General features: G+C 31.7%; 21 protein-coding genes. 11 read left to right on the top strand and 10 right to left on the bottom strand.

Going from position 1 to position 24,761, the window contains the following annotated elements; translation table 11 throughout:
- Position 1 precedes the first annotated feature (1 nt).
- Positions 2-556: a class I SAM-dependent methyltransferase gene (locus VOI25_RS12745; protein WP_323789466.1), complete on the top strand. Its 555-nt coding sequence runs from the start codon at positions 2-4 to the stop codon at positions 554-556.
- A 10-nt stretch (positions 557-566) separates the two neighbouring features.
- On the opposite strand, the gene VOI25_RS12750 is transcribed toward VOI25_RS12745, so the two are convergent.
- Together VOI25_RS12750 and VOI25_RS12755 are read right to left on the bottom strand one after the other, a co-directional pair.
- Positions 567-1,730: a glycosyltransferase family 2 protein gene (locus tag VOI25_RS12750; protein WP_323789467.1), complete on the bottom strand. Its 1,164-nt coding sequence runs from the start codon at positions 1,728-1,730 to the stop codon at positions 567-569.
- Complete coding sequence (locus VOI25_RS12755; RefSeq protein ID WP_323789468.1) at positions 1,714-3,021, bottom strand: hypothetical protein; 1,308 nt, start codon at positions 3,019-3,021, stop codon at positions 1,714-1,716. Before VOI25_RS12755 ends, VOI25_RS12750 begins: the two co-directional genes overlap by 17 nt.
- A 121-nt stretch (positions 3,022-3,142) precedes the next feature.
- Here VOI25_RS12755 and VOI25_RS12760 point away from each other — a divergent pair, with 121 nt between their 5' ends.
- From VOI25_RS12760 to VOI25_RS12770, 3 genes are read left to right on the top strand one after another with little or no spacing between them, the layout of a single operon-like run.
- Complete coding sequence (locus VOI25_RS12760; RefSeq protein ID WP_323789469.1) at positions 3,143-4,123, top strand: GNAT family N-acetyltransferase; 981 nt, start codon at positions 3,143-3,145, stop codon at positions 4,121-4,123.
- Positions 4,120-5,223 (top strand): DegT/DnrJ/EryC1/StrS family aminotransferase, encoded by a 1,104-nt coding sequence (locus VOI25_RS12765; RefSeq protein ID WP_323789470.1) that lies wholly within the window; start codon positions 4,120-4,122, stop codon positions 5,221-5,223. The genes VOI25_RS12760 and VOI25_RS12765 overlap by 4 nt, the downstream gene beginning before the upstream one ends.
- Positions 5,224-6,525, top strand: a complete 1,302-nt coding sequence (locus VOI25_RS12770) for an O-antigen translocase (protein ID WP_323789471.1) — start codon at positions 5,224-5,226, stop codon at positions 6,523-6,525. It begins immediately after the preceding gene.
- Here VOI25_RS12770 and VOI25_RS12775 read toward each other — a convergent pair.
- The 3 genes from VOI25_RS12775 to VOI25_RS12785 are packed head-to-tail and all read right to left on the bottom strand — an operon-like array spanning position 6,522 to position 9,856.
- The gene (locus VOI25_RS12775) at positions 6,522-7,772 is read right to left on the bottom strand and encodes an O-antigen translocase (protein ID WP_323789472.1); all 1,251 of its coding nucleotides are present in this window, start codon (positions 7,770-7,772) and stop codon (positions 6,522-6,524) included. The genes VOI25_RS12770 and VOI25_RS12775 overlap by 4 nt on opposite strands.
- 2 nt (positions 7,773-7,774) lie before the next feature.
- Positions 7,775-8,710 (bottom strand): sulfotransferase, encoded by a 936-nt coding sequence (locus VOI25_RS12780; protein ID WP_323789473.1) that lies wholly within the window; start codon positions 8,708-8,710, stop codon positions 7,775-7,777.
- A complete protein-coding gene (locus VOI25_RS12785) occupies positions 8,711-9,856 on the bottom strand; it encodes a glycosyltransferase (protein ID WP_323789474.1) in 1,146 nt (381 codons plus the stop codon).
- Positions 9,857-9,913: 57 nt separating this feature from the next.
- Between VOI25_RS12785 and VOI25_RS12790 the strand changes: the two genes are divergently transcribed.
- Positions 9,914-10,747: a glycosyltransferase family A protein gene (locus tag VOI25_RS12790; protein ID WP_323789475.1), complete on the top strand. Its 834-nt coding sequence runs from the start codon at positions 9,914-9,916 to the stop codon at positions 10,745-10,747.
- On the top strand, positions 10,737-11,132 hold the full coding sequence (locus tag VOI25_RS12795) for an FdtA/QdtA family cupin domain-containing protein (protein ID WP_323789476.1): 396 nt from the start codon (positions 10,737-10,739) through the stop codon (positions 11,130-11,132). The genes VOI25_RS12790 and VOI25_RS12795 overlap by 11 nt, the downstream gene beginning before the upstream one ends.
- Here the strand turns inward: VOI25_RS12795 and VOI25_RS12800 are convergent.
- Complete coding sequence (locus VOI25_RS12800) at positions 11,115-12,056, bottom strand: glycosyltransferase family A protein (RefSeq protein ID WP_323789477.1); 942 nt, start codon at positions 12,054-12,056, stop codon at positions 11,115-11,117. The genes VOI25_RS12795 and VOI25_RS12800 overlap by 18 nt on opposite strands.
- Positions 12,056-13,027 carry a glycosyltransferase family 2 protein gene (locus tag VOI25_RS12805; RefSeq protein WP_323789478.1) on the bottom strand — a complete coding sequence of 324 codons (972 nt, stop codon included), beginning with the start codon at positions 13,025-13,027 and terminating at the stop codon, positions 12,056-12,058. The genes VOI25_RS12800 and VOI25_RS12805 overlap by 1 nt, the downstream gene beginning before the upstream one ends.
- Between VOI25_RS12805 and VOI25_RS12810 the strand changes: the two genes are divergently transcribed.
- Entirely contained in the window at positions 13,002-13,829 is an 828-nt protein-coding gene (locus VOI25_RS12810) for a 2OG-Fe(II) oxygenase (protein ID WP_323789479.1), read from the top strand. The genes VOI25_RS12805 and VOI25_RS12810 overlap by 26 nt on opposite strands.
- Here the strand turns inward: VOI25_RS12810 and VOI25_RS12815 are convergent.
- The gene (locus VOI25_RS12815) at positions 13,826-14,719 is read right to left on the bottom strand and encodes a hypothetical protein (protein ID WP_323789480.1); all 894 of its coding nucleotides are present in this window, start codon (positions 14,717-14,719) and stop codon (positions 13,826-13,828) included. The two genes, VOI25_RS12810 and VOI25_RS12815, sit on opposite strands and share 4 nt — an antisense overlap.
- Positions 14,720-14,825: 106 nt before the next feature.
- Here VOI25_RS12815 and VOI25_RS12820 point away from each other — a divergent pair, with 106 nt between their 5' ends.
- Positions 14,826-16,448 (top strand): hypothetical protein, encoded by a 1,623-nt coding sequence (locus VOI25_RS12820; RefSeq protein WP_323789481.1) that lies wholly within the window; start codon positions 14,826-14,828, stop codon positions 16,446-16,448.
- On the opposite strand, the gene VOI25_RS12825 is transcribed toward VOI25_RS12820, so the two are convergent.
- Positions 16,445-17,128, bottom strand: a complete 684-nt coding sequence (locus VOI25_RS12825) for a cell division ATP-binding protein FtsE (protein ID WP_323789482.1) — start codon at positions 17,126-17,128, stop codon at positions 16,445-16,447. The two genes, VOI25_RS12820 and VOI25_RS12825, sit on opposite strands and share 4 nt — an antisense overlap.
- Positions 17,129-17,346: 218 nt before the next feature.
- Between VOI25_RS12825 and VOI25_RS12830 the strand changes: the two genes are divergently transcribed.
- From VOI25_RS12830 to VOI25_RS12840, 3 genes are all read left to right on the top strand, one after another.
- On the top strand, positions 17,347-20,370 hold the full coding sequence (locus tag VOI25_RS12830) for a tetratricopeptide repeat protein (protein WP_323789483.1): 3,024 nt from the start codon (positions 17,347-17,349) through the stop codon (positions 20,368-20,370).
- A 7-nt stretch (positions 20,371-20,377) separates the two neighbouring features.
- Positions 20,378-22,132, top strand: coding sequence for a TonB-dependent receptor domain-containing protein (locus VOI25_RS12835; RefSeq protein WP_323789484.1), 1,755 nt, complete (start codon positions 20,378-20,380; stop codon positions 22,130-22,132).
- Positions 22,133-22,396: 264 nt separating this feature from the next.
- Entirely contained in the window at positions 22,397-24,016 is a 1,620-nt protein-coding gene (locus VOI25_RS12840) for an amidohydrolase (RefSeq protein ID WP_323789485.1), read from the top strand.
- On the opposite strand, the gene VOI25_RS12845 is transcribed toward VOI25_RS12840, so the two are convergent.
- A complete protein-coding gene (locus VOI25_RS12845) occupies positions 23,997-24,704 on the bottom strand; it encodes a class I SAM-dependent methyltransferase (protein WP_323789486.1) in 708 nt (235 codons plus the stop codon). The genes VOI25_RS12840 and VOI25_RS12845 overlap by 20 nt on opposite strands.
- Positions 24,705-24,761 lie beyond the last annotated feature (57 nt).

Raw genomic sequence — 24,761 nt, forward strand, 5'->3', positions numbered from 1 at the left:
AATGAAGTATCTCGATAGACTTTTAAGAGATTGGAGAATAAAAGTAGCAAATCAATATGTTAGACCTCAAGATAAGCTGCTGGATATTGGTTGTTTTGACGGTCACCTATTTAGTACATTACAACCAAAAAATATTCAACCTAGTATAGGTTTAGACCCATTATTGGAAACCACCAAAAAAAAGGGAGACCATCTTTTAATCTCTGGAAGTTTTCCAAAAGATATTCCAAAGGATTCCACTTTTGATTGCATCATTATGCTTGCTGTTTTAGAACATATTCCTAGAGCACAGCAACAATTGTTCAACGCAAAATTTTATGAGTTTTTGAAGCCTTCAGGACGCATAATTATTACTGTGCCTTCACCATTTGTAGATCAGATTTTATGGGTTTTGAAAAAATTAAACCTCGTCGACGGTATGTCCTTAGACGAACATTATGGGTTTAAAACAAAAGAAGTATTTTCATTGTTTGACAAAGACAAGTATAGCTTATTGAAACATAAAAGGTTTCAACTCGGACTTAATAATCTATTCGTTTTTGAAAAAGCAAAATAGTTGTATCGTGTTATTCTGTTTGACTTTTTAAACTTAGAATACTAAAAAAGAGACTAAATAAAATAATTTGAATTCCGAGTAGAATTGTAAATACAGCTGGAATTACTATTCTTAGAGTGTTGGATGGGTTTGATAAGGATCCAAAGCCTACAGACTCCCAAAAAAACAATCCTTTTATACTCAAGATCACGCCAATTAAAAGTAATAGTGAACCTGTAATTAAGCCTTTTTCTAAATTTAAATATTTAAATAAATTATTATATCTGCTGCTTTTAGGTAGTAAGCCATTTTCAACTGCATATATCTTGGTCAAGGCATAAAAAACCAAAAATTGAAACCCAATTAATGCTAAACTTGACGTATACAAAAGGGTATGTATATCAAAGGTTACGTCCTCTATAATAATTGGTTTTCCGATAAGAAACAAAGACGTTGTAATACCAACCACAAGCATAATTAGACTTGGATAAAGAAATAACCACTTAGGGCTGTATAGTAGTAAAAACCTTAAATGCCTCCAGCCATCACGCCAAGTGTTTAAATGAGGTGCTCTGCTTCTTCCATCTTTCGATAACTTAGTTGGTACTTCTGTAATTGATAAATTATTCAGTTTTGCCTTAACTATCATTTCAGAAGCGAACTCCATTCCAGTAGTTCTTAAATCTAATTTTGAATACGCTTTACGTGAAAATCCTCTCAACCCACAATGGAAATCTCTTATTTTGATTTTAAAAAACAATCGTCCAATAAAAGATAGAACGGGATTTCCTAAGTATTTATGTAAAAAAGGCATGGCATTCTTTTCAATACCACCTTTAAATCGGTTACCCATGACTAAATCATAACCGTTTCTTAATTCGCTTAGAAAAGGCATCAAATTACTAAAATCATAGCTATCATCGCCATCAGCCATAATAATATAGGTACCTTTTGAGGCATCGATTCCGGATCTTAAGGCGCTTCCATACCCTTTCAATTTTACATGTATTATTTTAGCGTTATGAGATTTTGCAATGTCTATGGATCCATCTGTACTTCCATTATCGGCAATTATTATTTCACCATTAATCCCATTTGAATTTAAAAATAGTTGCGCTTTAGTTATACAAATAGCTAAAGTTTCAGCCTCGTTTAAACATGGCATTACAATAGAAAGTTCAATCTTTGATTCCATGTCTTATAATTTTGAATGCTAGGAGTAAGGTTAATAGGATAAAGGTATAGTTATAAAATGTATATCTCATTATTGAATGACTAGCGATGGCAATTAAAACAGCATTTGACAAACTTAAAGCTGAACATATAAATAAAAGAGCATACCATTTGTGAAATGAACCAAGTAACTTTATAAGGCTAAATGTAAATGCAGCAACCATAAACAACAGCAAAAATACAGAGTAAAAACTGTAAGAGATATTTGCGATAAATAATTTAAGCCATGTTTTAAAATTATGCTGAATTAATGTTAAGGCAATTGCCTTACTAGCTTTTTCAGCATTATAGTATGATTTTGCTATAGCTAGTTTAGGATTATTTGGTTGAACAGGGTTCTTTTCTATGAAATATTTTTGAGCTGTTAAAAATGTGGTGTGATTACAAATTTGTGGAATATGATTGTGGAAAAATCCGTAGTAGTCTTCATAAGTAGAATTTGGTTGTGAAGACATGAGTAAATTTTTTCTATCTAACTCGTAATGACTTTGTACAAAAATGCTCCTGAAATCGTCGTTGATGATTTGTTTTGCATCCTCTTTATTTGAAACGTAATAAGCTGCAGAAGACATATTAACAAAGCCAAAAGGTGTAGTCATAAAAATGCCATCCTTCAATTTATGATAACTCATTTCGCCTAAAACAACTAGAATAGGCATGAAGATGAGTACTAGTAGGTGCGTAAATCTGGTCCCTTTAAATAGTTGATTTTTGTATTTGGCAATGAAAACTAAAGCAAATATTAATTCTGAAAAGATAAACTGACCTCTAGTAAATACAAGTGCTAAAAAACACAAAACAATGTATTTGAGAACCTTAGAATTGTCATTACATAAAAATTCTAAATTTAAAGCTATAAAAATGAGGTATAATGGATAGCTAATACCTTCTGGACAAATATTATTTGCTACTGAAAGTGGCTCAAATAAAGGGAAAATTAAAGCCATTAAAAGCACACATTTTAAAATGACATTGAGTTGCAATAATGTGTTTATTTTTTTGAATATAAAATGAATACTTCCCAAACAAAAAACAGTTTGGAAGAAGACTACAGCGGTATCAAAATAATCACCAAAAATAAAAAAGAACGATTTTGCAAAAATAACATATCCTAAGTGCCTGTATGGCATTGCCATTAAATAACTATAAGTATCTGGTGAATAAATTGCGTTTTGAAAAATTAAGAAAAAGAAAATAATCAGATAGGTAACTAATAATATAATATTTTCTTTAAATATTTGTTTTGATTTCAAAAGCTTATTTTTGAGTAACCCAAATATAAATAATTGAATCTAAAACGAACTTTAACATGTAATAATATTGTAATTTGTACGCTATAAGAATTACTATTATTTTTAATCTATACTTTAGGCTTTGTGCAATTTTTCAGTAAAAGCATATCATTCAGACTTTAAGAATCAATGGGACGAATTTGTAGCAACAGCTAAGAATGCTACATTTTTATTTCAAAGAGATTTTATGGACTATCATAAGGATAGATTCAATGATAACTCGTTAATGATTTATAAAGACAGCGATCTTTTTGCCTTGCTTCCTGCTATTAGCGTTGGCAATATTTTATACTCACACCAAGGATTAAGTTATGGTGGTTTACTTCTAAAAAAAGACTGTAAGTTTAAAAATGTATTAGATGCATTTAAATTGCTTTTAAAATATCTCTATGAAAACAATATTGAAACCTTAGAGCTAAAACTATTACCTAAGATGTACCATAAGTTGCCTAGCGATGAAATTGATTATTTGCTTTTTAAAGTAGATGCTCAATGCATTAGAAGGGATATTTCGGCTGTAATAGATTTTAGAGAACCCTTGAAGATTAGTTCTTCAAATAGAAAACGCAATCTAAAAAAGGCAATGTCTAATGATATTAAAGTTAAAGAAGTTGAAGATTTTGAGGCGTTTTTCCATAAAATTCTTATTCCTAATTTAAAAGAACGTCATGAGGCATTACCTACACATAATTTAAATGATATTCGTAAGTTAAAGACCGCATTCCCTAAAAGGATTAGACAGTTTAACGCTTATCATCATGAAGGAATTATTGCAGGTGTCACTATTTTTGAATCAGAATTTGTAGCTCATGCTCAGTATATTTCAACATTAGATTCAAAAAAAGAACTCGCAGGTTTAGACGCTATTTTTGATCAATTGATACATACTATTTTTATAAATAAGCGTTTTTTTAGTTTTGGTATTTCTAACGAACATCAAGGACAACACCTTAATCAAGGGTTGTTAAAATGGAAAGAAAGCTTCGGAGCAAGAGCTATAGTTCATGATTTTTATAAAGTAAATACTAAGAACTATAATCGATTAAATGACGTTTGGTTATGATCCCATTTTTAGATTTACATAAAATTAATGCCAGATTTGAAGATGACTATACGTCAAAGTTTAAATCGTTTTTAAATTCAGGTCATTATATTTTAGGTAATGAAGTTAAAGCCTTCGAATCCAATTTTTCTCAGTTTTGCAAAACTAAATATTGTATTGGAGTTGCTAATGGTTTAGATGCACTAACCTTAATCTTTAAGGCCTATTTAAACCTTGGTAAATTGCAACCAAATGATGAAATTCTTGTGCCTGCAAACACGTATATAGCAAGTATTTTATCAGTTATCAATAGTGGCTTAAAGCCAGTGTTTGTTGAGCCTGATCAAGCTTCTTTTAATATATCTCCTTCAGAAATTGAAAAGCATATTAATCCTAAAATAAAAGGAATTCTTGCCGTTCATCTTTATGGTCAGTTAGCAGATATGAAGGCCATCAATTCTATTGCAAAAAAGCATAAATTACTAGTTGTTGAAGATGCTGCACAAGCCCATGGAGCTCAACTGATGTCTAATGGAAAAAAAGCTGGAAATTTATCGGATGCTGCTGGATTTAGTTTTTATCCTTCTAAAAATCTTGGAGCGCTTGGAGATGCAGGTGCTGTAACTACAAATGATCCTGAATTAGCCGATAAAATTAGGTTGTTACGTAATTATGGAAGTTCAAAAAAATATATAAACGAAACCCAAGGTGTTAATAGTCGCTTGGATGAATTACAAGCTGTTTTTTTGAATATAAAACTGAAGTATCTTGATTCAGATAATACAAAACGACGAGAAATTGCAAAGCGATATCTTAATGAAATTCAGAATGATAAAATTCTACGTCCTGACTATAACAACACTAATAACCATGTATTTCATGTATTTGTGGTTCGTGTAAAAGATCGATTCGATTTTATATCCTATTTAGAACAGAAACAAATCGGTTATCTCATTCATTATCCTATACCTCCTCATAAGCAAAAAGCTTTGTCGGCTTATAAAATGTTATCTTTGCCTGTAACCGAATCTATTCATGAGACTGTGGTAAGTATTCCAATAAGTCCGGTTATGACAAAAGAAGAGGTTCAAACTGTTATTAATGCCCTAAATCATTATTAATTGAAAAAACTTATCAAGTACATTAATACCAATGTGCTGTTTAAGGTTGCATATCTTAATTCGGCTACCGTTGCCACTAAAATAGTTGCTGGAATTTTAACTTCTAAAGCGATAGCTATTTTTATTGGAGTAGAAGGGATGGCACTTATTGGTAATTTAAGAAATTTTATAAGTGCAATTCAATCGTTTGCTATTTTAGGATTTTACAATGGTTTTGTAAAAACAATAGCGAAATGTAAAGAGGATGCTTTAGAACTAAGTAAAACCATTTCTACAACCTATTACTTGGGTTTCTTTTCAACCATTTTAATGTCTTTTTTATGTTATTATAATTCAGAATTTATTAATGATTTCCTGTTCTCTGCCAATTATAATTATGCCTATGTAATTCGGGTTTTAGCTTTAGCCTTGCCGTTTTATGCATTGAATATGTTCTGTTTCGGAATAATGAACGGATTTTCAAATTTTAAAATGTTATTGATAATTAACATTTTAGGTCAGATTCTCGGACTAGCAATTACATTATATCTTATTTATATTGAAAACATTGATGGTGCCTTAATTGCTGCAGTAATTGCACCTTCATTATTGTTTTTAATAACCTTAGTTGGTATTGTCAACCGAAGAAATTTAATGACTCAAATTAAAATATCTCATGTGAGTTTGAGTGTGTTAAAAACGTTTGCTCCTTTTGCAATAATGGCGTTAGTAACAGCAATAGCAATCCCTTTTACATCCATATTGATACGTAATTTTATAATTGAAGAACTTGGTATTAAGCAGGCAGGATATTGGGAAGCTATGAATCGTATTTCAGATTATTACCTCATGTTTGTGACGTCTATAATGACGCTGTATATCATTCCTAGATTTAGTGAGATTGATAATAAAAAAGAATTTAGAAAGGAAGTATTTGGCTTCTATAAATCGGTCATGCCAATATTTGGTTTAGGATTAGTGGTTATTTATTTTTTAAGACCTTTTGTTGTTAGCCTTGTGTTTTCTGAAGAGTTTCAACCTGTTGAACATTTGTTTTTATGGCAATTGTTAGGCGATTTTGTGAAAGTGTTAGCCATTGTGATTGCCTATCAATTCTTAGCCAAAAAGATGTTTGCGCAATTTATAGTTATTGAAATTTTCTTGGTCATTATGCTTTACTTAACTAGTTTATATTTTATAGATATTTTTGGTGTTGAAGGCGCAGTGATTGGACACTTTGTAAGCTATTTAATGCATTTTCTAGTTGTACTGCTCGTCTTCAGTAATTCGCTTTTTGGAGTATTACCTGAAGAAGAATCCTAAGCTTTTAACCAAAGTAGTTTTCTGAAGTATACATTCATTGCAATGAAGTGCAATACATAGGTTAGGAAATAAGCGATTGATACACCTACAAATCCATAAGTTTTAATAAGAATAATAGCTAATGTGCAAAAAATGATAGCCCAAGCTATCTGAAAGATTATAAATACTTTTGTATTAGCTTTTGCGATTAATATATTACCAAGGACCCAAGAATTAATTTTTATCGCATCACCTAAAAGATGAAATAATAGAATTGTATTTATTAAAATGAATTCTTTACTAAACAGTAACGGAATAATAAAATCTTTTAAAAAATACACACTTAGCGTAATAATAAGTATTGTTGGAATACTTAACGTCCAAACCTTAAAGACCTCCTTTTTTAACGTATCTCCTGAAATTTCAGAGAAAGTTGGTAACAAATAAAACTTAAATGTTGTAGTTAGAAACATAATATAAATAGCAGAAACTCTCCACATACCTTCCCAAGATCCAGCAAATTCAGAACCTAATTGATCATTTAAAAAAAATCTTATAAATAGAGTTGCTCCAATCATACAAACAGGTGCAGCAATAGCCATATAAGAAAACTTAGTTAGGTTCTTGAAATGTGTGCGATTTATTTTAAAGGAAATGTCCTTAGTAGTTATTAGCTTAAGCTTTTTTATAAAAAGTATTGAAATCAAAAATCCTAGAATTTGACTTAATGCAAGAGCATAAAAGGCTCCTACGATTTCAAATTTTAAAACAAGAATTACGACTAATGCAGATGCAATAATTGTTGAAATTATATTTATGGTAATATAGGTTTTGATTTGTTTTAAGCCATTAAATACGGCCATAAAAAAACCGTGAATAGAAACAGAAATAAATGAAAAAGCTAATAGAGCAATGGCGTTAGAAAATTTAAGGTCATGAAATAAATAATGTGATAATTGGTCTTTAAAAATAAAAGTCAATAGGCAAACCAAAAGTGAGAAATACAAATGTATCTTTAGACCTGTAGCTAAAAATGATGTCATTTTTGTCTTATCATCCTTATAGGTCGCAACGTATTTTATAATACCATTACTAGTTCCTAAACTTCCAGCTATTTTACCAATATTTATAAAATCTTTTAATTGTCCAAGTAAGAACATTCCACTAGTGCCAAGGTAAACTGCAATTATTTTATTGGTAATAAGTCTGCAGATAAGTGAAACTCCTGTACTTATGCCCGAAAAGAATGTCGTTTTAAGTAAACTCATAATTAGTTAAAGTCTTTCCAAGGTTTAAAATCGTTGCCAGTTATTTTTTTTAAACGTTCAACATCTGATTCATATAATTTTTGTGCCCATTTTCGATCTGATAAAGATAGATCAGGATATGTTTTTGATGTTTTTGTAGCTTTAACAATGAAGTTTGAAGTATGCTTTTTAATAAATGTTTTTAAGCCTCTAGGAACCAATTTATATAAGGGTTTCATCGATTTCATACTGCCTTGTGTAAATCGTAAAATAGATGTATATAGTTTTGGATATTTTAGTATTACTGTTGGATTCGATTTTATGTCACTTAAATGTTCAATAGGTGGTAATTCTAAAAACGATATGCAGTTATTAGTTATTTTCAACGGATCTTCTTTTAAATCTTCAAACAAGATAATCTTAATTTGATTGGCATTAAAATTACTGTAAAATTTCTCTAACCATTTGCCATATAATCCATATTGAAAGTAGCTCTTGAACTTTCCTTCTGGTAACTTTTTTGACATATCTGGTTCAATATCCTTATCATTTTCAATAGCTGCTCTAAAATCTAATGTTTCGCTTCCTAAACCTTTTAAATACCAATAATGTGAATATAGCCTATCAATAGGGTTTCTTAGTATAAAAATGAATTTCACATCACTGGTAACATGAGCCTTTACGCTTTCAATAAATTTAGGAAAAAGCATATAGGATGTACTTGAATCTCCTTTATATAGTGCTTTAGGTTTATGCTTAAAAAGGGTTTCGTATTTGGCATTGTAATTCTCTATCCTGTCTTCAAAATTGTCATTTACCAAATAGTATGGTTCCTTTAAGTTCGACATGCAGATGTCAGGATGTTGATTTAATAAGTCATGTAAAGTGCTAGTCCCAGATTTGGCAGCTCCAGGAATAAACAAATTAGGAAAATTAGATGTATTTGTGTGTTCTAACATTTAATTGTCTTTAATGTCCCATTTTTCAACATACTCTTTAGAAATCTTTAAATAGTGGTGTTCTTTTTCAATAAACGCTCTCGCATTTTTTGATATTGTATAAATTTGTTCAGGATTGAGAATTAACCACTCTAATTTTTTTGCAATCTTCTCTGCATTTGGTAATGTGTTTATGGCTACAGTATCCTCTTTTAAATTGTAATAGTCAAGCCATTCTTGTTCTGCACCAGTAAATACCACCTTGCCTTTTGCCATGGCTTCCAAGGCATTATAGCCTTGATCGTAAGCGTAAATCTGATCCAATAAAATATGGCAATCATCATATAGCTTTATGTAGTCGTTATAAGGAATATCATAGGTAGTAATAATCTCAACTTTATCTGCATATTTCTTTTCAATGCTTTTTAAAGCTTCAATAAAAAAATGATTCCCTTTTTTATGCATTGCAGAGGTGTTAACACCATGGAAAATTTTTATTTTATCATCTATGTTTATTGGGATATACGCTATTTTATCTGTGTTGATCGGATTTGGAATCAAACCTAAATAGTTCTTGTGTCCTAATAAAGGTAAATGATAATCTATATCTGAAGCAATAACACCTTCGCAGTTTTTATAAATGAAATTATGAAGCTCAGTAAAGTCTTTATTTAAATATTGTAATTGAAATTTATAAGATTTGTATAGAGATTTGTCTTTCAAATACGGACTCATTATACTGTATCTAAATTTTTCTTCCATCATATAAGACATGCATTGATGGTCTATGCCGCAGGAAAGCAGAAATAGCTTTTTATGATGCTTAATAAGGTGATTAATGAATTTTTGTTCATACTTCGCTTTAATCACTAATGGTGACTCATTAATTAGCTGTACAACATCAAATTCTTTTAATTTTTTAAGTTTAAAAATCGCTTTTAGGTACACTTCTAATGAACCCAAATCAATTGTTGTAAGCTTGAAAAAAGCAATCCTGAATTTTTTTAAAAATCTATTGTGAAACGAATGATCGATATTTATGTCAACGGGATAATTTTTAAATCCATCACCATTACCTACTAGTAACACGTCATGTCCTAGGCTAATGAGACCTTCTTTTAAAGAATTATGCAGCCTACTGTATTCTCCGACCAATAAAATTCGCATAAAAATGTTACTTTTAACAAAAATAAGAATTCCTATCACATAGCCACTTAATCTGTAATGTCATTCCGTATTGAAATATTAATATCAACAATGTTCAAGGACGATTTAAGTTTCTTAGAACCTATGTTTGTTGATAATAATAGTGATGATTTCGATTTAATTGTTGTGAATCAAACGACAGAAGATAAACTGTTAGTATCTGATAAAGCAAATATTAAAGTCATTAATTCATTTGAAAGAGGTTCGCCATCAAGTAGAAATCTGGCGATTCAAAATGCAACTCAAGATATTTGCCTTATGGCTGATGATGATATTGTCTTTAAGCCTAATTTAAAAGAAACGATTTTAAACGCCTATAAAAACCATCCAAATGCTGCGATGATTTCTTTTGAAGCTGTTGATGAATCCGGAAAATTATATACCAATTATCATCAAGAAGGCAGTCATAATAAAAAATCACTTAAAAAGATTTATACTTGGGTCATTACGTTTAATAGGAAAGTTTTTCATGATAATGCCATTTATTTTAATCATTATTTTGGAGTGGGTTCAGTTTTTAAAGGCGAGACCGAATATGTGTTTTTGCGTAATGCCTATGACAAAAATTTACCAATGATACATATAGCTCAAACTATAGTTATGCATCCTAACGAAAGTTCTGGACGACTAATGGGAAGTGATAATGCGGTTTTTGCAAGGTCAGCTCTTCGATATCGATTTTATGGTAATTTGAGTTATCTTTGGGTGTTTAAGTATGTGTTCTTTTTATTAAGGTATAAATACATTGCTGTTAAAGACGTATTTGCTAAAATTAGAACAGGTTTTGAAGGCATCAAAACATATAAAATGCTTAAAAATGAAGGGAAAATAAATCAACTACATGAATATTAAACTGATAGACATACCAAAAATAAATGATGTTAGAGGTAACCTTGCTGTAATTGAAGGTAATTGTATTCCTTTTGAAATAAAACGGGTGTATTATCTATTTGATGTGCCGAGCAATGCTTATCGTGGAGGTCATTCGCATAAAGAACAATTAGAATTGTTAGTAGCTTTGAGTGGTAGTTTTGATGTGATTTTAAATGACGGAAACTCTAAACAGAGTATCATGCTTAATAAACCAGATAAAGGCTTGTTAATTCCTACAGGAGTTTGGAGAGAATTGGAAAATTTTTCGTCTGGATCTGTATGTCTAGTGATTGCTTCAGGTGAGTTTGATGAATCAGATTATATTAGAGATTACGACTTGTTTTTGTCATCTAAACAATCTTAAATCTAGATGTAAGCGTCTAAGAAAATTTCTAGATTTCAACAATTGTTTAATTATGGTAGTAGGTAAATTAAATAGACGTTTTTGCAGCGTTGTTAGATTGTCAGTATCAATATCCTTGTAAATGTTTTTTGCTGAAACCGAATTGCCTTCCAACTTATATTGAATAGCTACAGAGTACCGATTAAGGTCTAAATATTTTTTTAAGCTTTCATTTTCTTTTTCTTCCTTTTGAAACCAATTAAAATCTATATGATGTCTTGCAGAAAGCTTCAAATCTGTTATTTTATGCTCTGAACTTAAATTATGAATCGCACTAACTGTATTGCTAAACGCAACAGGAAATTCTAAAGCAATTCTTATCCATAAATCAGTGTCTTCTCCTGAGTTATATGCTGTATTGAAGTGACCAATGTTATCAAACGTAGTTTTTGGAATCATGACTGCTGAAGTCCAAGCAATGCTGCTCATTTGACTTGAGTAAAAATAGTCATCTACAATTCCTTTCCACGCTATTTTTTCTGAGATTCCTTTAAACTTTGAAGGAATTACAACCTGTTCACTTTTCTTATCATAACCTGTGCAATACATGCCACAACCTGGATATTGTTCATATAAATCTTTAAGATCTTGTAAGTGGTGTTCTAACCATAAATCATCAGCATCTAAAAACACAATTAAATCAGATTTAGCTTTAGAAATCCCGTAATTTCTAGCATAAGACACGCCTTTGTTTTTAATACTATAAATGTTTAAACGTTCATCTTTAAGAGTTTCTACCTTTTCAAGACTATGATCTGTTGAACCATCATTAATAACAATGACCTCATAATCTGCAAAACTCTGAGACCAAACACTATTGAGTGTGTCGGTAATATGCCTTTCCTTATTATATAAAGGAATAATTATAGAGAAATATGGTTTCATTAACTGTTTAAATCTTTATAGCACATATAACTAATGCGATACAGTTGTAATAATTTCATCGAAGGATTACTACTCAATAAATTTGCCTGTAATGGTTTTTTAAATAGTTTATATACCTTCGAAAAGATGGTGTGTAATTTATAACGTTTTAATCTTATGAAAACGTGTAGTAAATCATTTTCATGACTTTCAATTTTGTTGGTTTGATGTAAAGATAATAAGGTTTCAGCTGCTTTTTCTTTTTTGTTTAAATAGGTTTCACTGCTTTCTATACCTAAATGGTACACTTCATTATCTATATGATAGACCTTAATTTTCTTCATCTTTAATAAGGCTGCAAAAAAGTTGTCAAAGCCATAACCCTTTTGCTCAATTTGAGAGTTTATGTCTTTAAATACAGGCTTTTTAATCATGAAGTTCGCAGAAATAATAACCTTGAAAGGTTTTTGGTTTCGGACTTTGGCTCTAATTTGCTCGTGAGTTTTCCCGTACGTCCAGCGTAGCATATATTTTGAATCTGGCGTGTTTTCATGATAAGCAAATCCACCATACATGGCTTCAAATTCAGAATCCATATATTTCAAATAATTTTTGATGTAGTTGTCCGTTTTCGGCATAACATCTGCATCCAGAAACAAAAGCCATTCATAATTTGCCTGATCAGATAAATATTGTCTAGCCTTGGTTCGACCAAGATTTTCTTTACTTTTTATATAACTCGTAAATTCTAAATTTGAAATTCCTTCATTTGCATTAACTACTTCAGAAGTAGAGGCATCATCTAAACAGATAATCTCAAATGGCACATTACACAATTGTAATTGTGTATGAACTTGTGTGACAAGTGCAACAACATTATAATTATAAACTGGAATCAATACAGAGATCATGACTGCTAAAATAAGAATTAAAAGCGTTAAATTGCAGTACTCAAAAAAGACAGGCATGGATAGTTCTAAATCACAAGACATTTCAGAACTCATTTACAACAAGATAAAAGAAAAACAAGACGAATTAAAAGCGACTTATAACGCTTCTAAAAATCAAATTGGGTTTTTTTATATAGATGATTTGCTTCCTAAAGATTTAGCTAAACAATGTTTTGACGTATTTCCAAGTACATCAGAAATGCGATGTTTGAAGAGTATTCGCGAATACAAGTATGTTTCTGCTCAAATGGATAAGCATCACGAGTTATTAGAAGCTGTACTTTATGCGTTTCAAGATTCGAAAATCGTGAATTTAATTGGTGAAATTTGTGGTGTAGATTCACTTTATGCTGATGAGTCTTTGTATGCTGGAGGAATTTCACAAATGGCTCACCATAATTTTTTAAATCCACATTTAGATAATTCGCATGATGCTGAACGTGAGCGTTGGCGAGTGTTGAATTTACTGTATTACGTCACACCAGAATGGTCTTCTGAAAATGGAGGCCACCTTGAACTTTGGCCCAATGGACCAAAAAAAGAACCTGTTGTTATCGAGAGTAAATTTAATAGACTGGCAGTGATGGCAACTCATGATACGTCTTGGCATTCTGTTAATCAAGTGATGGTTGATAGAAGTAGATGTTGTATTTCTAATTACTATTTTAGTGATGAGCCATTAAAAGAAACGGATAAGTTTCATGTGACAAAATTTAGAGGTCGTCCTGAAGATACCTTCACCAATATTATTTTAGACATTGATGCCAACCTCAGAATGTTGGTTCGAAAAGTGTTTAAGAAAGGGATTCGTAAAAACCCTCACTTTTATAAAAAGAAGGATTAATTGAATTGTTTTTTATTGCCTTCAAATTTTAAATACGGATTATCTAAAACATAGGTGTTTCTATCACGCTTCAAATCTGATCGATAAGGATGATCTAAGACATGAAAATAATACATTTGTTTCACCCAATTGGCCTTTTTGAAAATACGTTGGTTTTCAAAAAACTTGTGATAGCTTAACTGTCGTTTAGATTGCTCTTTATTAAATTCTGAAACAGCTAGTAATTCTCCACATTTTTCGTTGTGATGTGGCATAAAGATATCATCCAGATACACGTAGGTAAGTGGTAAAAAACAATTGGCTTCCGCTTTAAATAATTCAAGAACATCTTTAGTTGAACTGTAATAATCAACATCAATAGATACAAAACCAATAGGTGCATTTTGAGGAATGTCCTTTATAAACTCGGTTACATTCGCCTTAATTGAGCCATAGATGATTGTTGCTTTTCCTTTGATTTTTTCTTCGAGTAAAGCTTTGTTCATCGGAAAATCTCCCGTGTTATAATACTCGGGATGATCCCTATAATCAATAGGTTCTGGCATGCCTTCACCTGTATCAAAACCATAAATATGAATAGTAACACCAGTCTCTTTTGTTACTTTTTCAGCAATAGCAATTAAATTCATTAATCCAGCTCCATTTGCTACGCCAAATTCGACAATAGTGACGTCTTTAAAACCTCTTAATTTTGCTTGATCAGCAGCATTTATAAGTCCGTAAGCATGTTGTGGACGAATCACTAAATCATAAGCTACTTTTTTTCTAAAAGAGCCAAAAACAAAAACAAATAACGCAATTACATTGAGATGGAAAGGTTCAGTAAGACGTTGCTTAAAGACTTTATTCCAGCTGTTTTTTTGAGATAATCGCTTTAATAAAAAACTCATAATTTGCTTTAAATTTGTTCAAAGCTAAAACAATATTTTAGATTAAAAATAAACTCTATCGTTTATGTATTCATAAATTTGGTACAGATATTGTCAATATATGTTTATGAAACACCTTTTAACATTCATTTTTAGTATAGGTATTAGTCTAATTGGTTATTCCCAACAAGAATTTCATGTCTTTCCAAAAGATCATAATGAAACTCCTGGGATGCAAAACGGAACAGGTTCTATTTCAAACCCTTGGGATTTGCAAACGGCGTTAAATCAAAAATCTGATATCATTAAATCTGATGATGTAATTTGGTTACATGAAGGTATTTATAATGGCAGATTTGTGAGCACACTAGAAAGTTTAGAGGCGAATAAATTCATTACAGTTTCAGCATTTAAAAATGATAAAGTTGTTTTAAATGGAAATGTAGATTCTCCAAACGAAAACGTACTTGAGGTAAAAGGAAAACAAGTGATTTATAAGAATTTTGAAATCACATGTTTGGGTGATTTTTCAAGACATGAAAAAGAAGAAAATTTTGAGGCTATTTCTGGACTTCAGCATACCAATGGTGAAGATTGTCAGTTTATTAATCTTAAAATTTATAATAATCCTGGTCTTGGAGTTGGTTCATGGAAGGCTACAGGTGGAAGTTTATTTGATGGTTGCTTGATTTATAATAATGGATATATTTCGAAAAAAGGAAGAGGGTTAGGTGAAGGTTTATATACGCAAAACATAAGTGACAAAATTCGAGTCATTCAGAATTGCATCATATTTAATAATTATTATAAAGGCATCGAAGTTTGGTCAGCCAATAAAAAAGCAAAAAATAACTATGTAAAAAATTATGAAATTAAAAACAACGTTATTTTTAATAATGGTTCTCCAGGATCACTATTTAAAGACAATCTCATCATAGGTTCTGGTGATAAAAACGGCATCAATATTGCTAAAAACATAAAGGTTCAGAGCAATATTTTTTATCATAATGCGGATATTAAAAATTCGGAAATAAATGGAGATGCAGCATCGTTAACTCTTGGTTTTAATAAAAATGCTCCAGTTGAAAATATTACAGTAACTAACAATGTTATAATCGGTAGAAATAATGCACTTCGTATTCTTCATGCGAAATCACTAACATTTGAAGGCAACAGAGTCTATTCGGGTTATGTAGCTTTAGAATCTTCGGTCTTAGAACATATTAATAATTGGAATTTTAAAAATAATGTCTACTACACAAAGAAAAGTTCAAGTTTCAGAATAACTGGAGATAAAGATTACACGTTAGAAAGATGGCAATCTAGTTTTGGTTTAGATCAAGATAGCTCATGGAAAAACATCAAACAATTCGATATGAGGTCGATTATAAGCGTTGCTAAATATCAACATCGAACAGATACTTATAAAGTGGTATTATTTCAAGAAGATGGCAATGATGTTCTTGTAGATTTTTCGAAACCCGATGTGAAAGCAGGTTTAAACTATCGTATTTATGATGCTGAAAACCCTAATGTAATTTTGAAAACTGGAATACTGCCAGAAGATTTAAAGATTATGTTTCCAATGCAATTAACAGAATTTGAAAAGCCGTTACACAATGTGTCAGCACAAAAAACAGTTTCTAATTTTGGCGTGTTTATAATTGAATTTGAAGTACAAGAATCCAATCAAGTTTCAGAAGAAAAAGACAATATCTTCAAGCGATTCTTTAAATGGTTAGGATTCTAATTTTTACGCTGAACGACTTCAAACACCTTATTTTCATCGCATTTTAGTGTCTTGCTTGGATATTTTAAGAGTAAAGCATAATCATGAGTTGCCATTAAAATGGTGTTTCCGTTTTTATTGATGTCTCTTAAAACTTCCATCACTTCAATACTAGTTTGAGGATCCAGATTTCCAGTAGGTTCATCTGCTAAAATAAGTTCAGGTTCGTTTAATAATGCCCTTGCAATTGCTATGCGTTGTTGTTCTCCTCCAGATAATTCATGAGGAAATTTAAACCCTTTGGTTTTCATGTCAACTTTATCAAGAACAGCTTCAATACGCTCGGCTATTTTGGTTTTGTCTTTCCAGCCAGTAGCTCTAAGTACAAATTCTAAATTGTTGTTAATTGTGCGATCAGGTAGTAGTTTGAAATCCTGAAATACGATTCCTAATTTCCGTCTTAAAAATGGGATTTCATTTTCTTTAAGGGTTCTTAAATCATAGTCTACAATATGCCCTTCACCTTCAGTAAGTTGTAAGTCACCATAAAGTGTTTTCATAAAACTACTTTTTCCACTTCCCGTTTTTCCAATAAGATATACAAAATCACCTCTGTTCATTTCAATATTAACATCAGACAATACCATATTATCACCTTGATAGATAGAAGCGTTTTTGAGTTGTAAAATAGTTTCAGACATAAAGAAATTTTAAGACAAGAATTCTAAAATGTAAATGTATCATAAAAAAAAATCAAATTCCAATTTTCAAAAATCAAATTCCTGAAATAGCTAACGTTTGATGTAACATAATCTTGTCTTGATAATCCTTTTAATAAGTCTGTGCATAATTATAGCACGATTATTGCGTTATAGATTGCAGATAAATTATTTTTGACATCAATTAAAAATCGAACCTAATGACTTTCAGAAAACTAAGTATCTTGCTTACTTTTTTGTTGTGTAGTTTTTATTTACGCGCACAACAATCTGCAACTTATACAAGTGATTTAGTAGAGTATCAAAAAGCATTGACGCTTTATAACAATAAACAGTATCAAGCTGCTCAATCGTTATTTGAAGCCATAAAAAATGATGCACCTAATGAGACTTTAGAATCCGATTGTGCTTACTACATTGCAAATTGTGCAGTACGCTTGAATCAACAAAATGCCGATGATTTAATACAAGATTTTGTAGATACCTATCCAACAAGTACGAAACGAAATACGGCGTTTTTAGATGTAGCCGATTATTATTTCGCTAATAGAAAATATGCGTATGCAAGAAAGTGGTACGATAAGGTTGATGAGAATAGCATTGCACGTACTGAAAGGGATAAATTTAATTTTAATTATGGTTATTCACTGTATTCTACTGGAAATAGAACTGGAGCTAATACCTATTTAAATCGTGTAGTTAATTCTAAGGCATACGGATCACAGGCTAAATATTACATTGGATTTATGGCTTATGAAGGCGACGATTATGATACAGCCAATACATACTTTGATCAGGTAAGTGATGAAGAAAAATACAAAGAGAAATTATCCTATTATCAAGCAGACTTAAACTTCAAACTCGGAAAATTCGAAAAAGCTATAGAGCTCGCCAAAGCGCAAATAGATGCTAGTAGTCCGCAAGAGAAATCACAGTTGTCAAAAATTATAGGTGAAAGTTATTTTAACTTAGAGCAGTATCCTGAAGCTATTCCATATTTGCAAGACTATAAAGGTACTCGTGGACGATGGAATAACACCGATTATTACCAATTAGGATATGCGTATTACAAGCAGAATGAGTTTGAAAATGCCATTTCGGAATTCAATAAAATTATTGGAGGTAACAATGCAGTCGCTCAAAATGCCTATTACCATTTAGGAGAAAGCTATATCAATCTTGATAAGAAGCAAGAAGCTTTAAATGCCTTTAGAAATGCATCTCAAATGGATTTTGATTTACAGATTCAAGAAGATGCTTGGTTAAATTATGCGAAAATCAGTTACGAAATTGGAAATCCGTATCAGTCTGTTCCTCAAGTTCTAGCAGGTTATTTAGACCAATATCCAAAAACGAGTTATAAAGAAGAAATAGAAGGCTTATTAATCGATTCCTATATTACATCAAGAAATTACAAAGAAGCTATTAAGCTGTTAAAGAGTAAAAAAGGTTTTGAAAACCGCGTAGCTTATCAAAAAGTTGCTTTTTATAGAGGGATTGAAGTTTATAATGAAGGGGATTATTTGGAAGCAAAACATCTATTCGAGTTATCTATTAAAGAAGCGAAAGATCCAGTTTTTACATCAAGAGCTACATTTTGGAAAGCAGAAACCGATTACCACTTAAGTAATTTTGATGATGCTTTGATAGGATTTAAACAATTCAACCAACAAAGTGAGGCATCACAAGTTGTTGAAATTAATAATATAGATTATAATATTGCTTACACCTATTTTAAACTTAAAAACTACGATCAAGCAACAACAAGTTTTCAGAAATTTATAGATCATCATAAAGAGGATAATTTGCGCTTAAACGATGCGTATTTAAGACTTGGTGATGGTCATTTCGTTTCGAGTAATTATACCAACGCCATTTCTGCTTACGAAAAAGCTATAAGAATTAATGAAATAGAATCAGATTATGCGTCGTTTCAAAAGACGATGAGTTATGGTTACATTGGCCAGGCTTCAAAAAAAATTAATGATTTAGATGCGTTTATAAAAGCGTTTCCAAATTCATCATTGCGTGATGATGCCATGTATGAATTGGCTAATTCCTATGTAAAATCAAACGAAGTTGACAAGGCAATGACGATGTATGGTCGTCTTAATTCAGAATATCCAAATAGCGTTTTTATTTCAAAAGCCTTATTGCGTCAAGGATTAGCTTACTACAATGCTAATGATAATGAGCGAGCACTAACCAAGTTTAAAAAAGTGGCTCAAGATTTTCCTTCTACCGATGAAGCGAATCAAGCAGTGTCAACAGCACGTTTAATTTATATCGATTTGGGACGCGTTAATGAATATGCAGCTTGGGTAAGAACTTTAGATTATGTAGATGTTACTGATGCAGAACTTGATAATACAGCGTATTTAGCGGCAGAAAAACAGTATTTAGATAATAATACAGATGGTGCAATTCGTCAGTTTAATAAATATTTGAATGAATTTCCAAATGGAATTCACGCCTTAAAGTCTCATTTTTATATCGCAGAATTGTATTCTAAAAAGCAATTACCTGAAACCGCGTTGCCGCATTATGAGTATGTTGTTAATCAGCAAAAAGGAGAATTTACTGAGCAGGCTATTGTGAAATTATCTGAAATCTATCTCAATAATTCCAATTGGAATAAAGCCATTCCTTTACTAAAACGCTTAGAAACCGAAGCCGATTACCCTCAAAATATAACGTATGCACAATCAAATTTGATGAATGCTTATTATCAAATACAGAATTACAATGAAGCCGTAATTTATGCTGAAAAAACACTTCAGAATTCTAAATTAGATAATAAAGTTAAAAGTGATGCGCAAATAATCATAGCACGTTCAGCAATGAAAACTGGAGATGAAGACAAGGCTAAAACGGCATATGCTAAAGTTGAAAAAATAGCAAATGGTGTTTTGGCGGCCGAAGCGTTATACTTCAATGCGTATTTTAAACATAAGGAAGGCAAACATGAAGCTTCGAACACTGTGGTTCAAAAATTAGCTAAAGATTATAGCAGCTACAAATACTATAGCGCTAAAGGCTTAGTGCTTATGGCTAAAAACTTTTATGCTTTAGGTGATGCGTTTCAAGCAACCTACATTTTGGAAAGTGTCATTTCTAACTTTGCCGAATTTGATGATGTAGTTTCAGAAGCTCAAACCGAATTAAATACAATTAAAGCTGAAGAAGCCAAAACTAACGCCTCAGTTGAAACCGAACAAAACTAAAAATGTCATGCTGAGCATAGTCGAAGCACAACAAAAAGACAATATGAAAAGTAATTTTAAACATATCATTTTAGCCATTCTAAGCTTAAACGTCGTAGTATCTTTCGCGCAAGAACGTGAATCAGATTCTATAGATGCTGGAACTGTAAATGTGGTAAAACCATATACACCTAAAATTTCTGATGCTTTTAAAATCAAAGAAACACCAAGTTTAAATGATTCAACTACAGCTAATAAAAAGGAAATCAAGTATAATATTTTTTCTATTCCTGTAGCTTCAACATTTACACCAGCTAAAGGAAAAGCGGCAAGTGTAGATAAGGAAAAAGCGGTGAAATTGTACGATAATTATGCATCCTTAGGTGTTGGAACATACACTACAATTCTTGGAGAAGTATATCTCAATCACGCATTGAGTAATACAGAACGTGTTGGAGGTTATTTTAGTCACCATTCTTCAGCTGGAGATATCGAAGATGTTAACTTCGATAATAATTTTGCTGAAACTGGATTAAATGCGCATTACAGCCAGAAGCTCAGTGACTACGCTTGGAAAGTTGAAGGTGGATTTCAATTACAGAGTTATAATTGGTATGGACTTCCAGATCAAAGTATAGATAAATTTGATGTTGATCATTCATTTTATACTGCAAATTTTGGTGGTAGTATCAATTTTGAAGAAGGCATCATTAATAAAGGGAGTGTATTGTACAGACGTTTTGGAGACGATCAAGATTCAGGTGAAAACCGCTTTGTGTTAAAGTCAGAATTTGATGTGCCTGTAAGCGACGAAATGATAAACACTGAGGTAACCTTCGATTATATTGGAGGATCATTTGATAGAAGTTATCTCTTAAATGAAGAATTGAACTTTGGTAATTTTAATATTGGTGTCGCACCAAGTTATCAAATGAAACAAGACGATTTAACCGTGAATTTAGGAGTTAATTTAGTCTACCTTCGAGATACAGAAGCTAGTGATGGTAAATTCTTTATCTATCCAAATATTACAGCAAGCTATCGATTGGTGGATGAGATAATGATTGCCTATGGTGGAATTCAAGGTGGAATGATCCAGAATTCATACTACGATTTTGCTCAAGAGAACCCTTTTGTGTCTCCAACTTTAGTTGTGTCACCTACAGACCAAGCTTATAATGCATCTATCGGACTTAAAGGAAAGTTGTCAAATAGTTTGAGCTATGCTATTAGTGGTCATTATTTGGCGGATAATAATAGAGCGTTGTTTAAAACAAATTCTGTTTTAGGAACAGCTGAAGAAAATTACCAATTTGGAAATTCATTAGGCATTGTTTACGATGATGTTAGTACATTTTCAATTGCAGGAGAACTAAATGTTGATGTTAACCGAAACTTTAAGTTGGCTTTAAAAGCTGAGTACTTTGGCTACGATACAGATAACGAAGCTGAAGCTTGGAATTTACCAGACATTGAAGCCTCTGTATTTTTAGATTACCAAATTGATGAACATTGGTTTGCTGGAGCAAATCTATTTTTTGTAGGTGAACGTAAAGATGTATTCGCAATCGAACAGAGTTTCTTCCCAGTGGATTCACCACAAACCATTACTTTAGATAGTTTCTTTGATGTGAATGCACACGTAGGCTATAAAATTAACGATCAGTTGTCTGCTTTTGCTAAAGCGAATAATATTGTAAATAAAGATTATCAACGATGGTTAAATTATCCTGTTCAAGGCATCCAATTTCTTGCAGGAATTACCTATCAGTTTGATTTTTAATATATAGATGTGTCATTCCGCCCTTGCTTGTGCTGAACTTGTTTCAGTAACTTGGATATTATCGATTTTTAAAACTTAAAATAAAAGCATTCATTCTCATTGAATTGAATGCTTTTCGTATTTTTAATCTTTATAAAAATTGTAAGTTGTCATTTCGACAGAGTGATATACGAATGACGAGAAATCTATAAATAATGAGATTCCTCCTCATTCTTCGTTCGGAATGACATAATGAGATTTAAACGAGTAATAGTATTATATGCAATGAATAAACTAACCATCCTTCTACTTTTAATTATTTGTTTTTCATGTTCAGAAGACAAACAAAACGTCGATTCTATAGTCATTAACGCGAATATCTATACCGTAGATAATGATTTTGGTAAAGCAGAAGCTTTTGCTATTAACGACGGCAAGTTTATAGAAATAGGAACTTCCAGCTCGATTCAGTCGAAGTACGCTTCAGAAAAAGTAGTAGACGCACAAGGCAAGACAATTGTCCCAGGATTTATAGATGCGCATTGCCACTTTTTAGGCTTAGGTTTAGACCAACAAGATGCCGATTTGGTTGGAACGAAAAGTTTTGAAGACGTCGTAAAACGTGTATTAGATTTTCAAAATGAAAAACAACTGGACTATATTGTAGGAAGAGGTTGGGATCAAAATGATTGGGAAGCCAAAGCGTTTCCAAATAAAAAATTGTTAGATAAATTATTTCCTAAAACACCCATTGCATTAACTCGTATAGATGGTCACGCTACATTATGTAATCAAGCCGCTTTAGATCTTGGAGGTATCACTATTAATAGTAAAGTTGATGGAGGAGAAGTAGTGATTGAAAATGGAGAACTCACAGGCGTTTTAGTTGATAATGCCCAAAGTTTTTTATGGAATCATTGGCCAGAAGGGTATACAAGAGAAGATTTAGTAAACGCTTTATTAGTGGCTCAAGACATTTGTTTTGATTTAGGCTTAACAACCGTTGATGACGCTGGATTAGATCAGTATTCAATTGAAATTATTGATAGTCTGCACAAGACAGGAGATTTAAAAATGCGAGTGTACGCTATGGTGTCTTTTAACGAAAAGAATGTCGATTATTACCTTAACAAAGGCATTATTAAAACCGAAAGATTAAACGTACGTTCATTTAAGTTTTATGCAGATGGTGCTCTTGGATCTAGAGGTGCATTGCTAAGGGAACCATACAGTGATAAGGCTAGTCATTTTGGATTGTTGGTTACAGATTTAGAAACTTTCAATACAAATGCAGAGCGCATTGCTGATTCAGAGTATCAAATGAATACTCATGCCATTGGAGATTCTGCTAATCGTGCTGTATTGCAAACTTATAATAAGGTTTTAGCTGGAAAAGAAAATAGACGATGGCGAGTGGAACATGCTCAAGTCGTATCTCAAGAAGATTTTGAATTATATAAAAATGTCATGCCTTCTATTCAGCCAACACATGCAACAAGTGATATGTATTGGGCTGAAGATCGTCTAGGAAGCGAACGTATTAAAGGTGCTTATGCATTTAAAGATTTGCTCAATGCTTACGGAAAAGTCGCCTTAGGAACCGATTTTCCCGTAGAACGAGTAAGTCCGTTGTTAACCTTTTATGCTGCAGTGGCAAGACAAGATTTAGAACAATATCCTGAAGGTGGTTTTCAAAAAGAAAACGGATTATCTAGAGAAGAAACCTTAAAGGGCATGACCATTTGGGCAGCCTATTCTAATTTTGAAGAAGATGAAAAGGGTAGTATTGAAGCTGGTAAATTTGCAGACTTTATCATTTTAGACAAAGATATTATGACGGTTGATCAGATTGAAATTCCTAATATTAAAGTTGAACAGACGTTTGTTAATGGTGAGAAACAGTAATCTTAGCCAAATAATCAAAATGCTCGCCATCCATGATTTTTTCGCATGTCAATCCAATAGCTTCGCAAGCTAATTGCAAACGTTCAAAATCGAGATATAACCATTTCATTGGAAATTCATCTTCACCTTTATAACTTAGGAAATAATCCAATTCGCCATAATAGCTTGCGTTTGTGTCAATCCAGAGTCCACCATCTTCATCTTCATACATGTATTGAATATCTGAAGAATCAATTAAAATTTGTCCATTAGAATTTAATAATGATTTCAAATGTTTTAAGTACATTGAAATCTGAGATAACTCTTGAAAGATGCCTGTTCCATTCATAAGTAACAGAATGCTGTCAAAGGTTTCGGTTTCATCTAAAAGCGCTTTCAACTCAACATGTTTTAAACCACGTTGTTTTGCAACTTCAACGGCACCTTCAGAAATATCAATAGCTTTTATTGGTAAGCCTTTCTCTTGTAGATATAAACTATGACTTCCAGAACCACAACCAACATCTAAGATAGATCCTTTGGCTAATTGTAAAGCCTTTTGTTCAAGCTTAGGCATTTCAGAAAAAGATCGAAACAAATAGGGAATAGGAAGCACATCATTTCCAGAGATATTAGTTGAAGTGATGAGGTCTTCGGTATAATTATTGTAGTGATAATCACGTAGAGCTTTTCCAAATAGATCTTTCACGGTTTTGAATTTGGTGTCATGTTGAGCGCAGTCGAAACATCTAATAGATTTAGATTC

This window comes from Psychroserpens sp. (assembly GCF_034670085.1).
Taxonomy (GTDB): Bacteria; Bacteroidota; Bacteroidia; order Flavobacteriales; family Flavobacteriaceae; genus Psychroserpens.

Excerpts from the sequence above, each read along its gene's own strand:
- VOI25_RS12745 (WP_323789466.1), top strand. The coding sequence starts at position 2 with ATGAAGTATCTCGATAGACTTTTAAGAGATTGGAGAATAAAAGTAGCA.
- VOI25_RS12750 (WP_323789467.1), bottom strand. The coding sequence starts at position 1,730 with ATGGAATCAAAGATTGAACTTTCTATTGTAATGCCATGTTTAAACGAG.
- VOI25_RS12765 (WP_323789470.1), top strand. The coding sequence starts at position 4,120 with ATGATCCCATTTTTAGATTTACATAAAATTAATGCCAGATTTGAAGAT.
- VOI25_RS12775 (WP_323789472.1), bottom strand. The coding sequence starts at position 7,772 with ATGAGTTTACTTAAAACGACATTCTTTTCGGGCATAAGTACAGGAGTT.
- VOI25_RS12780 (WP_323789473.1), bottom strand. The coding sequence starts at position 8,710 with ATGTTAGAACACACAAATACATCTAATTTTCCTAATTTGTTTATTCCT.
- VOI25_RS12785 (WP_323789474.1), bottom strand. The coding sequence starts at position 9,856 with ATGCGAATTTTATTGGTCGGAGAATACAGTAGGCTGCATAATTCTTTA.
- VOI25_RS12790 (WP_323789475.1), top strand. The coding sequence starts at position 9,914 with ATGTCATTCCGTATTGAAATATTAATATCAACAATGTTCAAGGACGAT.
- VOI25_RS12795 (WP_323789476.1), top strand. The coding sequence starts at position 10,737 with ATGAATATTAAACTGATAGACATACCAAAAATAAATGATGTTAGAGGT.
- VOI25_RS12800 (WP_323789477.1), bottom strand. The coding sequence starts at position 12,056 with ATGAAACCATATTTCTCTATAATTATTCCTTTATATAATAAGGAAAGG.
- VOI25_RS12810 (WP_323789479.1), top strand. The coding sequence starts at position 13,002 with ATGGATAGTTCTAAATCACAAGACATTTCAGAACTCATTTACAACAAG.
- VOI25_RS12805 (WP_323789478.1), bottom strand. The coding sequence starts at position 13,027 with ATGTCTTGTGATTTAGAACTATCCATGCCTGTCTTTTTTGAGTACTGC.
- VOI25_RS12815 (WP_323789480.1), bottom strand. The coding sequence starts at position 14,719 with ATGAGTTTTTTATTAAAGCGATTATCTCAAAAAAACAGCTGGAATAAA.
- VOI25_RS12820 (WP_323789481.1), top strand. The coding sequence starts at position 14,826 with ATGAAACACCTTTTAACATTCATTTTTAGTATAGGTATTAGTCTAATT.
- VOI25_RS12825 (WP_323789482.1), bottom strand. The coding sequence starts at position 17,128 with ATGTCTGAAACTATTTTACAACTCAAAAACGCTTCTATCTATCAAGGT.
- VOI25_RS12830 (WP_323789483.1), top strand. The coding sequence starts at position 17,347 with ATGACTTTCAGAAAACTAAGTATCTTGCTTACTTTTTTGTTGTGTAGT.
- VOI25_RS12835 (WP_323789484.1), top strand. The coding sequence starts at position 20,378 with ATGCTGAGCATAGTCGAAGCACAACAAAAAGACAATATGAAAAGTAAT.
- VOI25_RS12840 (WP_323789485.1), top strand. The coding sequence starts at position 22,397 with ATGAATAAACTAACCATCCTTCTACTTTTAATTATTTGTTTTTCATGT.